Source organism: Blastopirellula marina (assembly GCF_002967765.1).
Classification (GTDB): Bacteria; Planctomycetota; Planctomycetia; order Pirellulales; family Pirellulaceae; genus Bremerella; species Bremerella marina_A.
Window position 1 is genome coordinate 269,029 of record NZ_PUHY01000005.1, and the last position, 15,176, is coordinate 284,204.

Consider the following 15,176-nt stretch of genomic DNA (forward strand, 5'->3'; position numbering starts at 1 on the left):
ATGAAGGCGCAACCTGAACGCATTGACCTGCTGCTGGTCGATGACGACGAGTATTTGTTGGAAGACCTGCGAAGCTATTTCGTACGGCAAAAGTTCCGCGTTCAAACCGCCACCAACGCCACCGATGCGCTTTCATTGGTCGAGAAACACGCGTTTCAAGTGGCAGTATTCGACATGCAACTCCCTGATCTTTCCGGCTTGGAACTGGTCAAGAAGTTACAAGAGGCGGACGCCGATTGCCAGGTGGTGATCCTGACCGGGGAAGGCTCGATCGAGACTGCCGTTGAAGCGATGAAGCTCGGTACGATCGACTACCTGACGAAGCCCGTCCGTTTGAAGGAGTTGGAAGCGGTCATTTTGCGGGCCGCAGAAACGTATTCGTTACGGAAACAGAATCAGCAACTCAAGGGTTTAATTCAACAACAATCGCCCGGAAATCATGAGATTGTCGGCCAATCGGAACCGATGCAAAACGTGTTTCGTTTGATCCAACGCGTCGGCCCGACCGACAAAGCGGTGCTCATTCAAGGGGAAAGTGGCACAGGCAAAGAGCTGGTTGCCGCAGCCATTCATCGCAGTAGCCCGTTGGCCGATTTTCCGCTGGTGACCGTCAACTGCGCCGCCCTGCCGGAACAACTGCTCGAGAGCGAAATGTTTGGTCACGAGAAAGGCGCTTTCACTGGCGCAACGGCGGCTAAACCTGGCCTATTCGAGGTCGCTGATGGCGGCACGCTGTTCATCGACGAGATCGGCGAACTCGCGTTACCGCTGCAAGCGAAGTTGCTACGCGTACTGGAAGATGGTTCCTTTCGCCGGGTTGGTTCCATTCAGGAACGTCGCGCGGATGTTCGTTTGATTGCGGCGACGAATCTCGATTTAGCAGCCGCCTCGCAATCGGGTAAGTTTCGAGAAGATCTTTACTACCGCTTGAACGTGATCACAATCACGCTGCCTCCTCTACGTCAACGAAGCGGCGACCTGGTTTTGTTGGTGGAACGCTTCGCAGGTCCTGATTGGAAGCTTGAACCAGGGTTGATCGAAGCCCTGTCGCGCTACGATTGGCCCGGCAACGTGCGACAACTTCGGAACGCGGTGGAACGCGCCAAGATCTTAGCCGACGGCAATCTATTAGAGCTACATAACTTCCCGGAAGAAGTCGCCAATGCTGAGGACGATTCGAACACTTCCGATGAGCAACCAGCCGATTTGGGGCAGCTCACACGGCAACATATCGAACAGGTCTATCAGGCCCATGCCGGCAACAAAACGAAAGCCGCTCAGGCCCTCGGCGTAAGCCGCCGAACGCTCTATCGCCTCCTGGAAAAATACGAAATCGCCCATTTGTGATGCGCGCTCTTTCGCACGGTAGCGTGCGGTTCTGACACACTTCCGCACACGGCTTCGTTTCTCAAAACTTCTTATCCGAAAAATTCTTCTCGGAACCTGCTTCGGTTTGCCGTATCTGTCGAAGGTCTCAGAGATACACTCGCGGACGATCTTTGGAAAAACCTACGTTTTGCCGGTGTATCCAACGTTTCGACGGTATCTCACGTCGCGGAATGTGAAGGTGTGACATTTTTGATATCGCGCGGCCTCGACTCTGGCACACAGGTTGCCAATAGGGGGCTCGTAGTCAAAGCGATCAACTTTCCAGGGAACGTACCGACGAGAGCTCACGATGAGTGTGATAGGTAATACGCAGGATTTGCCTGCGGACAATTCGGCGTCCAAATCTTCCGGCCATTTGGAAACCTTCTCCTACGACGACAAGATCACCCGTCAGTTCCTTACGGCGACGGTCGTGTGGGGGATGGTGGCATTCTTGGTCGGTCTAATCGTCGCCACCGAGTTGGTGTTCCCTTCCCTTTCAATGGGAATCGAGTTCCTCTCGTTCGGCCGACTTCGGCCACTGCACACGAACGCAGCCATCTTTGCTTTCGCAGGCAACTCGATCTTTGCGGCTATCTATTATTCGACCCAGCGACTTCTGAGAACTCGGATGTGGTCCGACACCCTCAGTCAACTTCACTTCTGGGGATGGCAGTTGATCATCGTGCTGGCCGCGGTGACCTTGCCACTAGGAATCACGCAAAGCCGCGAATACGCGGAACTGGAATGGCCGATTGACCTGTTGATCGCCCTGGTTTGGGCTGGGTTCTTCGGGGTGAACTTCTTCATGACCTTGGTCGTCCGCCGCGAACGGCACATTTACGTCGCGATATGGTTTTACATTGCCACGATCATTACGGTTGCCTTGCTGCACATCTTCAATAACCTGGTCGTGCCGACGGGATTGTTCAAAAGCTATTCCGTTTATGCCGGCGTGCAAGACGCGTTCATGCAGTGGTGGTACGGGCACAACGCGGTGGCGTTCTTCCTGACGACACCGTTTTTGGGCTTGATGTATTACTTCCTTCCGAAAGCGGCCAATCGCCCGATCTTCTCGTACAAACTCAGTATCCTCCACTTCTGGTCGCTGGTGTTTATCTACATCTGGGCCGGTCCTCACCATTTGCATTACACCGCTTTGCCAGAGTGGGCGTCGTCGCTGGGGATGATCTTCTCGGTGATGCTTTGGATGCCTTCTTGGGGCGGCATGATTAACGGCCTGTTGACGCTGCGTGGTGCATGGCGAAAGGTGACCGAAGACCCCGTGCTGAAGTTCTTCGTTGTTGGGATCACCTTTTACGGCATGTCGACCTTTGAAGGCCCGATGCTTTCAGTTAAAGCGGTCAACTCGCTTTCGCACTACACCGACTGGACGATCGCTCACGTCCATAGCGGTGCGCTAGGTTGGAACGGCTTCATGACGTTCGGCATGATCTATTGGTTGCTGCCACGTGTGTTCCAAACCGAACTCTACAGCAAGAAGCTCGCTGAATGGCACTTCTGGCTCGGCCTGATCGGTATCTTGCTGTACATCATCCCGATCTATGGTGTTGGTGTGTATCAAGGGCTGCTCTGGTTCGCTATGAACGACCAAGGTCAGCTCATGTATCCGAACTTCATTCAAACCACTGAGAATCTCGCTCCGTTTTATCTCATTCGTGTGCTGGGCGGTCTGTGTTACATCGCTGGTGGAGCCATGCTGTCGATCAACGTCTGGAGGACCTGGGCGGCTCGCCCGGCGGTTTACGAAGTTCCTGAATACCAGGCTGCTCCGCTCAACAAAGGTTACGTCGAACCACAAATCGAAGATTCCAAGCTTGGTCAGGTACTGGACGTTGCCAAGAAGCTAGACGTGTTCACTCGCTTAGGGTGGCATCGTGGCTGGGAAGGTCGCCCGTTGTACTTCAGCGTGTGGGTTGCCATTGCGGTGATTGCCGCTTCGCTGTTCGAGATTATTCCGACATTCCTGATCCGCTCGAACGTCCCAACGATCGACTCCGTTCAGCCGTACACGCCACTGGAAATCGCTGGTCGAGATATCTACGTTGCCGAAGGGTGTTACAACTGCCACTCGCAAATGATCCGTCCGATTGTCGCTGAAACGATTCGCTACGGCGAATACTCCAAAGCAGGTGAGTTCGTCTACGATCATCCTTTCCAATGGGGTTCACGCCGCATTGGGCCTGACTTGGCTCGTGAAGGGGGACGTCAGTCGAGTGCCTGGCACGTGTTCCACTTCCGAAATCCCAGCGAGTTCATTCCTGGCTCGATCATGCCGGCTTATCCGCACTTCGAGACGCAAGATATTAACCTCAAAACGCTGCCCGATCGGGTGAAAGCCGCCTATTACCTGGGGGCTCCGTACTCGGACGAAGTGCTAGAGAACTCGATTGAAATCGCCCAAGAGCAGGCCAAGCAGATCGCGAAAGACATCGCCGATCAAAACGGCCCAGAGGGGCTGGAAAACAAGAAGGTCGTGGCCTTGATTGCCTACATCCAGCGATTGGGTGTCGACCTCTTTAAGACACCACCAACGTCCGCTGAGGAAGAAGCACCCACTGCGGCCAATCCGGACGAGGTGGCCCATACCGCAGCAGAAGGAGAAGCGAAGTGATCCGTGACCTTCTTAACCACGCTACTTACGGTTGGATTGCCACGGCGGCATTGGTCTTGTTCTTTGGCACCTTCATGGCAGTCACCGTCAAGACCTTGTTGACCAGCAAATCAACAACTGATTCGCAAGCCGACATTCCCCTTTCTGATGGCAAACGGAGCCACCAATGAGCAGCAATACCCAGCAAGAACCTCACGTGGATGATGGCAACATTCCTAACGATCCGTTAACCGATCACTCGTATGACGGCATCCGTGAGTTTGATAACCCCATGCCAGGTTGGTGGAAGGCGCTGTTCTGGGGATCGATTGTTTGGTCGGCCGCTTATTGGCTGTACTACGAAAACGGCGTGACCCCAGATCGCTCGGTCGTTGCCGCTTACGATCGGGCCTTGGCCGCCAACATGGAAAAACAGTTCGCTGAAATTGGCGAACTGCAACCCGATCGCGCGACGATCCTCAAGTTCGCTGAAGATCCCAAGTGGCTTGCCTTCGGGAAATCGGTGTTCCAAACCAATTGCGTCTCGTGTCACGGAAACAACGCCGAAGGTAAGATCGGCCCAAACCTGACCGACGACAAATGGAAGAATGTCAAAAAGGTTGAGGACATCCCCAAAGTGATCTCCAATGGTGCCGGCGGAAACGCGATGCCCGCTTGGAAGGACAAACTGAATCAGAACGAAATCGTGCTGTTGGCTTCTTACCTGCTTTCGGTGCATGGATCGGTTCCTCCAGGTACCGGAGTGGCTCCGATCAAAGGCGAAACGAACGTCATCTCCGATTTAGATGCTTCCGCGGATGAGCCCGCGACGGAAGAAGCTCAGCCGAGCGATAACCCGGCCAAAGCGGAAGCGGCAAAAGCAGAAGCCGAACCAAAAGAAGGCGACGCTTCCAAGTAATTGGAACCAAGCGATGAGCGACCCATTATTAACCCCAGATGAGCATGTGCTTTCGACGTTGGAATCGGATGGTTCCCGCCGCTGGTTGTTTCCGCGTCTTTCTGCCGGATACTTCTGGAAAGTACGGCGAATCGTCGGCTACGCGTTAATCGCGTTGTTTGTCGCCTTGCCTCATCTGCGGATCAATGGGAAGCCCAGCATTCTGCTTGATATCACGCAACGTGAGTTCACCATTTTAGGTTACACCTTCTTACCGACCGATACGTTGTTGTTGGCATTGTTGATGCTTAGTATTTTTCTGACCATCTTCCTGCTGACGGCGATGTTCGGCCGCGTGTGGTGTGGTTGGGCTTGTCCGCAAACGGTTTACCTGGAGTTCGTTTACCGGCCGATCGAACGTTTCTTCATGGGAACGAGCGGTCGCGGGGGCGTCCCCAGTAAAAAGTTGCCCAGCTATCGCAAGGTTGCCATGTACATCGTGTACCTGCTCCTTTCGATGTCCTTGGCTCACACGTTCCTCGCATACTTCGTGGGGGTCGAACGATTAAGCCAATGGGTGCGGCAGTCTCCTTTCGAGCATCCCGCGCCGTTCTTCGTCATGGCGTTGACGACCGGCTTGATGATGTTCGATTTTGTGTTCTTCCGCGAACAGCTTTGTTTGATTGCGTGCCCTTACGGACGATTTCAATCGGTGCTGCTTGACCGTAACTCGTTGATCGTGGCCTACGATCACGAGCGAGGCGAACCACGTGGCAAGCTGAAGCACGAACTGCCGATTGTGGACAATAAGCAGCAAGGAGATTGCATCGACTGTCACCTCTGCGTGCGAACTTGTCCCACCGGTATCGATATCCGCGACGGGCTACAGATGGAATGCGTCCACTGCACCCAGTGCATCGACGCTTGCGACGAGATCATGACACGAATCAACAAGCCGACTGGCTTGATTCGTTACTCCAGTCAAGACGCGATCGAAGGGGGAAAGCAAAAGTTCCTTCGAGCCCGCGTGATTATCTACCCAGTGCTGCTATTGATCGTGGTCTCGACGTTGGTCTTCAACCTGGCCAACAAGAAGTCGTTTGATGCCACATTGATTCGCGGTAACGGACTTCCTTTTTCGGTCAATCAACAAGGCCTGATCGACAACACATTCCAAGTCAAAATCGTGAACCGCTTGGAAGAGGAAGACACGTTCCAGTTTGCCATCGAACCTGAGTTCCTCAAGATTCGGGTAACTGAAGATACGACGCTAAAACCCAAGCAAACCTTATCGATTCCCGTGACCGTGACCGCCGATAAGTCGGACTTTCAAGTTGGCAAGATTCATGCCACCCTCACGATCACCAGTCAAGACAATCAGCAGACACGGAAAATCAAATGTCAACTGTTCGGTCCCTAGATCCGTCCCAGACGTTGCCTGACAAGAGTGATAAGGAAGTCCTGTCCGGTATCGTTTGGGGAGGCATGATCATCGGGCTCTTAGTACTGCAGATCGTGATGAGCGTCGGTGCAGCGATCTTCGCGGTCGGTTCGGGATCCAACGACGTCGTCCCTGATTACTACCAAAAAGCAATTCACTTCGATGAACTCAAGGCCGCTCAGACGGTCCCTGTTACCAAGGAGTAGGTCCCCGTCATGGAAGTCGTTTCGATAGCCCTGGTGGTGCTCACAGCGAGCCTGGTCGGAAGCGGCCATTGCGTTGGCATGTGTGGCCCCTTCGCGCTGATTGCCGGGCGAACCGAATCGTCCTCATGGCTGGCAAACGCCTGGCAACTGGGCAGCTATCATGTTGGACGGCTGATGACCTACCTGACGTTGGGATTGGTCGCCGGGTGGGCCGGATCGTTGGTTGATCTCGGCGGTAGCATACTCGGCTGGCAGCGTCTAGCCGCATGGCTGACAGGCTCGGCGATGATCGCTTACGGGCTGTTTGCCCTTCTCCGCTTGTCTAAGGTTGGGTCGGTCCATTTTCCACTTTCGCAGCGACTCGGAAACATCATTCAAAGTGGTTACCGCTGGAGCAGCAAGCTAAGCGGTGCGCCACGCGCATTAATGATTGGTGGAATCACCGCTTGGTTGCCGTGTGGTTGGCTCTACGCGTTTGTCTTGATCGCCCTAGGTACCTCGAATCCATTACTCGGTCCGGGAGTGATGCTGGTGTTCTGGATCGGCACGCTCCCGCTGTTGTCAGTGTTTGTGCTGGGTATTACACGTTTATCGGAACACTGGAAACGTTGGATTCCAACCGCGACTGCGGTGCTGTTGATACTCAGTGGCTGCTTTACGATCACTGTGCGGGCCTCCGCGATGTTCGATCAATTAGAAGCCGATCTTGCGGGCAAGTATTCGACCATCGAAGCGGTCAACGCGGCCAGAGAAGCAACGCTTCCTTGTTGTCATCTTGAGGAACCGTGTAACTAACCATGGCAATCGCGCCTGCACCTACGAAAGTTGCTCCTGCTCACGCCGAGTGCACGCACTGTGGGCTACCGGTGCCTGCCGAACTGCGATCCGCTGCGCGTGAAGAGCAGTTCTGCTGCCATGGGTGCGAGACGGCTTACTTGATTCTGCAAGAGGATCAAGAACTGCTCGAGTCGCTGCAGGCCCGGCGTGAGGCCAGCGCAACGGCGCGACGAGAATTGCAGAACTACACTTACCTCGATCATCCTTCCTTCTTCGAGACTCATTGCCGTGAACGGGATAGCGGTGTCGTGCAGACCCGTTTCCTGTTGGAAGGAATCTTGTGTGCCAGCTGTGTGTTTGCGGTTGAAAAGCTGCCTCGTTTTCTGCCCGGCGTGATCAACGCCCAGATGAACCTGACGACGTCGCAAGCCACCATCGAATGGCGCCCCGATGCCGTGGCACTTTCCGATATTGCCCGCACCCTCGACCGGCTCGGCTACCCACCGCATCCCGTAACGGAAGATGGCCAAGAGCGACTTGAACGAGAGGAATCGCATCGTCAATTGATTCGCCTGGCGGTTGCCGGGGCTTGTGCCGGTAACACGATGCTGATTGCTGTGACGCTTTACCTCGGCTTCTTTAGTGGGATGAGCAGCGAGTTCCTCCACCTATTTCGCTGGACTAGTGCCGGCATCGCGATGGTTTGCCTGGTGTGGCCAGGTTCAGTCTTCTTTCGTGGAGCGTGGCAAGCGTTTCGGTCCGGGACGCCCCATATGGATTTGCCGGTTGCCCTTGGCTTGGCTGCTGGAGCAATCATGGGCTTGGTGAATACCTTCTTAGGACGAGGCGAGATTTACTTCGACTCGTTGACTGTTTTGATCTTTCTGCTTCTGGTGGGACGCTATCTGCAATACGCGCAGCAGCGACGTGCCATTCATAAGATTTCGTTACTAAAAACCCTCTTACCCCGATCTGTCTTTCGCCTGGTTGCCCAAAACCTGGATGCGGAAGACGAATCGATTCCTCTAGAAGCAGTTCGACCAGGTGATTGGATCCGTCTTCGGGCTGGGGACGTGGTTCCCACAGATGGGACGATCGTCGACGGTACGTCCCTGGTCGATCAATCTATGCTAACCGGCGAGTCGCGTGGCGTGCCGGTGGCGGTGGGGGACCGTGTCCTGAGCGGTGCCACCAACATGACCGGTCCCTTGGTCATCGAAACCGAGTCGACCGGCAATGAAACGCGGCTGAGCAAGATCTTCGAATTGGTCGAAGATGGTCTCCGGAGTAAAACGCCAATTGTGCAGTTCGCTAACTGGATTGGTGGCTACTTTGTGATTGCCGTGCTGTGGCTGGCTTTGATCACGGTGGCCATCTGGGCATCCACCGATTGGGAGCTGGCCATCAACCACGCGATGGCATTGTTAATCGTGGCTTGTCCCTGTGCATTAGGGCTCGCCACGCCGTTCACGGTCGCGATCGCGCAAGGTCGAGCCGCCTCGCGTGGTATTTTGATTAAGTCGGGAGATGTCTTTGAACGTTTGGCCCGCCCCGGGATCATATGGCTCGATAAAACCGGCACGTTAACGCAAGGGCGAATGCAAGTCGTTACGCTATCGGGGGAGGAAAGCGTAATGCCGATGGTCGCTCTGATGGAACGCAGTGTCATTCATCCGATCGCCGAGGCGATCACTCGGAAATATGCCGCCGCGACCGACGTGAACGTGACTGAGTTCGAGTCGATCCCGGGCGTCGGCCTCACAGCCCGCCTCGATGGAAAGCTTTATCAGGTTGGTTCCGAACGAATCTTGGTCGAGCGATCGATCGACATCTCCGACATGCTTTGGACGCAGCTGACCAAGTACCAGGCCGACGGCTACTCGATTGTCGTGGTTGTGCGAGAAAGGGAGGTGGTGACCGTTTGTGCCCTGGGAGATCAAATTCGTCCCGATGCTAAATCGACCATCGATCAGTTGAAAACGTTAGGCTGGCAGGTCGGCATGCTTTCAGGCGATCACCAACAAGTTGCCGACAGCGTCGGTCGAGCGATTGGAATTTCTTCCAAGCTGACGATGGGCGATCTCTCGCCAGAGGACAAATTGGCCATCATTCAGCAGTCTTCTGCTCAGCAAACCGTCGTGATGGTCGGGGACGGGGTGAATGATAGCATCGCTCTGGCCACCGCTTCGGTCGGAATTGCTGTGGATGGGGGTGCGGAGGTCAGTTTGAAAGCGGCTAACGTCTACCTGACCCAACATGGCATCAGTCCAATTCTGGAAGTGATCGCGGGATCAAAGCAAACCTTACGAACCATTCATCGTAACTTCGCCGTCTCGTTAAGTTACAACGCTGCTGCGGTGCTACTATGCATGCTCGGACTTATCAACCCGATTGTCGCGGCCGTGCTGATGCCGCTTAGCTCTTTGACTGTCCTGGCAATCTCGGCTTCCAACGGAGCGTTTTCGCGAACGAAATCGCCAATCAAGAACGAATCTCTAACCCAACCGGCACTGACATGAGCGTCATCTACATCGCCCTTCCGATCGCTCTTTTTCTAGCAGGCCTTGCCGTGGCCGCGTTCGTGTGGTGTACGCGACAAGGACAATTCGACGATCTGGAAACGCCAGCCGTGCGAATTCTGCAAGAAGATCGTGTCGTGAGAAAGAAACACTCTTAGCCGATCTGAGAAATTCAACAGGCTGCTAGGCGAACTTCATTGGGAATTCGTACATGTTGCATGCTAGAATGAGCCGCGCCGACGTGGCCAGTCCCCGCATGCCGTATTCCCGATCGAGGCGCCCCCGATGTCGATCGCTCCTTTCTTGCTGACGAATGTCCCTCAGCTTTCCCTCTCCAGCGCCAAGCAGCGCGGGATGGTAGCTGTGCTGACTTTGGTGCTGCTTGCTGCTTGTCCGCTTCATGCGCAGCGTCCAAAGCCCATGCTCCGCCGCCCAGGGAAGCCGGATATCAACACCAAAATCACCGAGCCGAAAGTCGTGCGGGTCGTCAGTGATGAAAACAAACCTCTCGCCGATGCCGAGGTCCGCATCGGGTGGTGGGAAGATGCCGATGGGGACTTACTCCTCCGGGCCATTCTTGATCCACCGAAGACCAATGCGGAGGGCAAGGTCCTGATCTCGGTACCTCAAGGAGCGGTCCGCGCACAAATCTCAGCCGTCGCACCTGGCTACGCATCCGCAGGCACGCAGTATTCTCTCTCTGGCGAGCCGAAGATTGTTCTCAGCAAAGGACAAATCGTGCGTGTATTGGCCGTCGATGCGGAAGATAAGCCTATTGAAGATGCGATTCCCTTGTTGGAGCGTTCCCGCGTCTGGCCGCGCGAATTCAAGCCAGAGGAAGGTTCACCGGGCGTGTTTGTTTCACCGGTGGTCGATCTCGATCGACGCTGGATGCGGGTTGTTGATGCCAACGGAGACGGGCCGACACGCTACAGCGAGTTGATCGATATCCGCAATCCCCCCAACTTCGACGAACAAGGGAACATCGTGGCCGTGTTGCGGCCTGGGGTTTCTTTAAAGGGGCGTCTTGACGATTCGGTCCCTCGCCCTGTTAGCGGCGGTTGTGTTGAACTCTACATTCGGGAAGGCGAAGGACATCGTATCGAACGCAATAGCTGGACGTGGCAAGACACGGCCGAAGTCGCGTCGGATGGAACCTTCACGTTTGAATCGCTGCCCACCGGCGGCCACGTGCAATTGGTCGCCTTGGTCGATGGTTATCAGTCAAAGCGTCCCACTGCTGAAAGTCTGGCCAATTATCTATTCGAGCACGATGCGGGCGAGACCAAGCTAATCGGTTCGATGACGGAACGGAACGACGCGTTCTGGCCGCAGCTCTTTCCGCTGCCACTCGACCAGGAAAGAATTGACGTTGAGTTGGCATGTGTCCCGACAGCGGATGCTCGGATTCGCGTAGTCGATGCGATCGGTCAGCCCATTTCAAAGGCATCGATTCGCTTCAACCCGAACGGTTACTTCCTCGGTGGCGAACTCTTTATCCCGGGTACGGAAGGCTTTGCAGAGGCCGCGCGGTTGGGAGAAAGTCGCGAGAAGCTAAGCAATATTCGTAAATGGGCAACTGCCGCCTATCTGAACGTAACGACGAACGATCAAGGAATCGCAACGGTAAGCTCATTGGCAAGCGATACACGACAAACCTTCGATGTCGAAGCAGATGGCTATCAGTTGCCAGTCTACCCAAGTTCGAGCAAAGATTATCCTTCTCGCTACGCAACGCTTGATGTCGCCCCTGGAGAAACCACTCCTCGTACCGTTACGCTGGAAAAGGTGCGGGCGACCGGTCCGCGCGAACTTACGGTACTCGACAGCCAAGGTCAACCGCTTGACGGAATTGAAGTGATCATCACCGACGTGGCCCTGGAAGATGCCGAAGACGAATGGTATCTCTGGTCGGTGGCTCGCATGGGCGAAGTGGTTTCGGCAGCATCGACTGAAGGTGGAAGAATCCAATTTACCACTCCGCTGGAATTGGATGGAAAAAGGATTTCCCGGCTCAAGCTCTTCCTGAAAGGCAACGTGGGCCGTCGTGCGTCGGTATTCGGCGAACGCCTTGAGATTCCAGTCCGCGATGATGGACGCGTGATTGTCTTAACCGTTTCGGAAGACCCTCCACGGGACGAACATTCGTACCGCAAGGTTGGTGCTCGCTACGTACGTCCCGAAGAGGTCATCGATCAATCTCCCAAACAACTCCTCGAACGATTGGTACAATTGCCGACCTTGATCGTGCTGAAGCAGCTCTTGGCAACCGCCAACTTTACCAGCGCCACGCCGATCGAATTGGAGCCTCGCTGCAATTCGCTGAAACTAAGCGATCGGACAACCGTTGAACTGGTTGAGACGGAACAAGGTCCACGCGTGGTTGTACTTTGTCGCGTTCAACCTGCCGGAGCACCTCCGGCTGAGCGAACCAGCCAGTTGCCGGAAGCAGCGTTCGTGTTCGATGCCAAGGATGCATCGCTGAAAGGCATGGTCGGTGGCTGGAGCTCTGGAAAGGGCCATCCGTGTGATCTCAGTTTGACCGACTTGGGGCCCAGGGGTGACTATTTCTTTCAGGTTACCGCGTCGGACGAGAACGGTCCTTACTCGCAGCTGCAGCAATGGACCCTCGTCGGCCAACTCGATTCCCCTGCCCTGACTGTTTTCTCGCACCGCCGCGATCCCGCATGGAGCGCAGACTCGTACCAGACGGATAAGCTGTCAGCCGAGTTTGGTTATCTGGAGTATTCGGGTACCAAGAGTAAGCGTGGCCGCGACGAGCCCGGTTGGCTTGAAAGCGGAGCAAAGGTTCCGCGCAAGATCTTCTGGGATGGGCGACAAAACAAGTTCATCGGTTTGCCGGAATTGTGGGTCGAATCCGAGCCTCTATACAAGGTTGATATCGAGCGGTCCTCGGCGTTTGAACCCCTGAAAGTCTCTCCTGACGATATCGTGGCAGGTGGTGGACGTCGCAGCTACGAGAATTGGCACGCCTGGGATGTCGCGATTCCATCGGGTGAACCCGCGCAACTGAAACTATTGCTAGTCAATAAGGATGATGACGGGAAGGAACAAGTCGTCAAAGAACTCTCTTCGTGGCCGCTTGCTAGTGGCCTGCACTTTGTCCAACTCAATGTGACTAACGGTCAAGACGACGCCAAAATCGAACTACGTCCCTTTGCCGTCGAGGGAGCGGTCGATCAGAAGTTCACCGTTCCGCAAATTTTGTTGGACGTGCCCAACTCGGTTTCTCAAACCGCCGTGCTGCGAGCGGCAGAAAAGCAGCTCGATCTACTACGCTATGCCACCCAAGACGAAGGGGTGACCCTTGTTTGGCGACTGAACCGAAACTGAACCACTGCTTTAGTTTTTGTCATTGGGCGAGCGCCGGTTGCCACGGGTTAATCGGTGAATTCTATTTGCTCCGCTGTAGCATTACGCGCAGAAACTCGCTGGTTACCGACTTATTCGAGTGGTAATAAACAGTCCGAGAGAATTAACAGCGAGATGTGCATTTTGACAAATTGTCAAAATTCGGCGTCAGCTTTGTGGATTATCACAAAGACAAAAGGTGATCTTTTAAGAAAAATCGAACTACCCAATAAAACATGATTTCGTTTTTCAGCGACGTTATCTGCCCCATCATGCCGTTGCATCGTGCCCCAACACGGATGCTCGAATTTGTATTTATCCATTCTCGCATGATTCTCTTGGGAGTATTGCACGATGTCGTTTCGTTCCCCGGTCGCCTCGCGGCGGCACGCATTCACCTTGGTGGAACTCTTGGTGGTGATCGCCATTATTGGTGTGTTGATTGCCCTGCTCTTGCCCGCCGTTCAACAAGCTCGTGAAGCCGCACGCAGAATGTCGTGCAGCAACAACATGAAGCAGATGGGTCTGGCGATTCATAACTATCACGATACTTATCGCGCGTTCCCGCCGATCGGTATTGGAGAAGTGTACAACCCCAGCGGTTGGTCGAGGCAAGCTTCGTGGATGGCGAGAATCTTGCCGTTCATCGAACAGAAGGCCGCCTACGATTTAGCGAACCTCCCCGATAGCACATACGACAACGTGGATGCAGGTTGGGCGGCGCCGGCGCGCGGATGGAAAGCACTAGCTCAAACTCGTGTCGAAGGGTACTGGTGCCCTTCGAGTCCTTTGAAGCAAACTGCCAGCTATCCGACTACGGGAGCAACCCAAGGTCTTGGTGCGCCGGCGACCATCGATATCCAAATCCCAGACTACGCGGCCAACGGTGGTTCGGTGTACAAGGGAGGAACTACCTCGACGTTCAGCGACAAACAGGCCTGGGGTTGGGGTGGTTACATTGCTGACAACGGTGCCCTGGGAATTATCTATCGAAAAGACGTCAATCCTCCGTTTCCGGGACAGCAAACCTCGTTTGCCGTTCTCACCGACGGATCGAGTAATACCATCATGGTTGGCGAACAGTCGAATTTTCTGAACAAGACTCACGACGCACGCGCTGGACTGGTTAATGGTGGCTTTTGGTCGTGTGGCTCCGGAACCGACAGCAACATTCTGAACAATTACACGGCCACTCTTTATCCAATTAACGCGGTGAATGTTGCCTGGATGGCCATGGCTCCTGACTGGGGACTCGATACGTATGTTTTCAATAACACGGCGTTTCGTTCGGCGCATCCTGGTGGTGCTCAGTTCACCATGGCCGATGGATCATCCCGATTCATCTCGGAAACGATTAACTTCGCTACATACACGGCGCTGATGGATCGAGCCGATGGTGTGCCGGTCGGCGAATTCTAAATCGCCTCGCAGAAATGGATATCCTTGCGACCCGATATTTGGTCTGGTCGCATCGGGTCCAAAATTCACAGCCACTTAACCGAATGGATAGTAATAATGAGCAGATTTTATTCCTGGTCGGCCGCTGGTTTTTGCCTGGTCGTTCTGTTTGCATGCCAGGGGTGCTTTGGTGGAAGCGGCGTTCCGTTGGCTGACGTGGAAGGCGTTGTTACCAAAGATGGAAAGCCTGTCGCTGCTGCCACTGTTGTGTTTAATCCGAGTGAAGGACGGCCTTCGAGCGGCACCACGGACGAAAAAGGAACGTTCCATCTGCAGTTTACCGAGGACTACGATGGAGCCGTTTTAGGGACACATAACGTCACCATCAGTCTGCCAGGCAACAGCGCACCAACAGGCCCGGTTGCTTCTGGAACGCGTCCACAACGACCTAAGGGATCCGGAATTGAAGAATTCAAATGGCCGGAACCTGTCACCGTCGAGAAGTCGGGAAACCAGTTTACCTTCGACCTGTAAACATCCGTTCGCTTGAGCCGTCTAATGTGGCTCGCAAGCGACAATACAA

Annotated in this window: 12 protein-coding genes; all 12 read left to right on the plus strand. The window is 54.7% G+C overall.

Translation table 11 applies throughout. The features are described from left to right. The gene (locus tag C5Y83_RS05240; RefSeq protein WP_105328601.1) at nt 1–1,347 is read left to right on the plus strand and encodes a sigma-54-dependent transcriptional regulator; all 1,347 of its coding nucleotides are present in this window, start codon (nt 1–3) and stop codon (nt 1,345–1,347) included. A 331-nt stretch (nt 1,348–1,678) separates the two neighbouring features. After that, nucleotides 1,679–4,003, plus strand: a complete 2,325-nt coding sequence (gene ccoN / locus C5Y83_RS05245) for a cytochrome-c oxidase, cbb3-type subunit I (RefSeq protein WP_105328602.1) — start codon at nt 1,679–1,681, stop codon at nt 4,001–4,003. Further along, nucleotides 4,000–4,173: a hypothetical protein gene (locus C5Y83_RS29320; RefSeq protein ID WP_158262238.1), complete on the plus strand. Its 174-nt coding sequence runs from the start codon at nt 4,000–4,002 to the stop codon at nt 4,171–4,173. The genes ccoN and C5Y83_RS29320 overlap by 4 nt, the downstream gene beginning before the upstream one ends. Further along, nucleotides 4,170–4,901, plus strand: a complete 732-nt coding sequence (locus C5Y83_RS05250; protein ID WP_105328603.1) for a cbb3-type cytochrome c oxidase N-terminal domain-containing protein — start codon at nt 4,170–4,172, stop codon at nt 4,899–4,901. Before C5Y83_RS29320 ends, C5Y83_RS05250 begins: the two co-directional genes overlap by 4 nt. 13 nt (nt 4,902–4,914) lie before the next feature. After that, entirely contained in the window at nt 4,915–6,300 is a 1,386-nt protein-coding gene (gene ccoG / locus C5Y83_RS05255; RefSeq protein ID WP_105328604.1) for a cytochrome c oxidase accessory protein CcoG, read from the plus strand. Further along, nucleotides 6,279–6,527 (plus strand): FixH family protein, encoded by a 249-nt coding sequence (locus C5Y83_RS05260; protein WP_105328605.1) that lies wholly within the window; start codon nt 6,279–6,281, stop codon nt 6,525–6,527. The genes ccoG and C5Y83_RS05260 overlap by 22 nt, the downstream gene beginning before the upstream one ends. A 9-nt stretch (nt 6,528–6,536) precedes the next feature. Beyond that, nucleotides 6,537–7,322, plus strand: coding sequence for a sulfite exporter TauE/SafE family protein (locus tag C5Y83_RS05265; RefSeq protein ID WP_105328606.1), 786 nt, complete (start codon nt 6,537–6,539; stop codon nt 7,320–7,322). Between the two features lie 2 nt (nt 7,323–7,324). Then, nucleotides 7,325–9,823, plus strand: coding sequence for a heavy metal translocating P-type ATPase (locus tag C5Y83_RS05270; RefSeq protein WP_105328607.1), 2,499 nt, complete (start codon nt 7,325–7,327; stop codon nt 9,821–9,823). Next, nucleotides 9,820–9,981 carry a cbb3-type cytochrome oxidase assembly protein CcoS gene (gene ccoS, locus C5Y83_RS05275; RefSeq protein ID WP_105328608.1) on the plus strand — a complete coding sequence of 54 codons (162 nt, stop codon included), beginning with the start codon at nt 9,820–9,822 and terminating at the stop codon, nt 9,979–9,981. Before C5Y83_RS05270 ends, ccoS begins: the two co-directional genes overlap by 4 nt. A 127-nt stretch (nt 9,982–10,108) precedes the next feature. Next, entirely contained in the window at nt 10,109–13,177 is a 3,069-nt protein-coding gene (locus C5Y83_RS05280) for a collagen binding domain-containing protein (protein ID WP_105328609.1), read from the plus strand. Nucleotides 13,178–13,549: 372 nt separating this feature from the next. Further along, complete coding sequence (locus C5Y83_RS05290) at nt 13,550–14,614, plus strand: DUF1559 domain-containing protein (protein ID WP_105328611.1); 1,065 nt, start codon at nt 13,550–13,552, stop codon at nt 14,612–14,614. Between the two features lie 96 nt (nt 14,615–14,710). Continuing rightward, nucleotides 14,711–15,127 carry a carboxypeptidase-like regulatory domain-containing protein gene (locus C5Y83_RS05295; RefSeq protein WP_105328612.1) on the plus strand — a complete coding sequence of 139 codons (417 nt, stop codon included), beginning with the start codon at nt 14,711–14,713 and terminating at the stop codon, nt 15,125–15,127. The last annotated feature ends 49 nt before the right edge of the window (nt 15,128–15,176 follow it).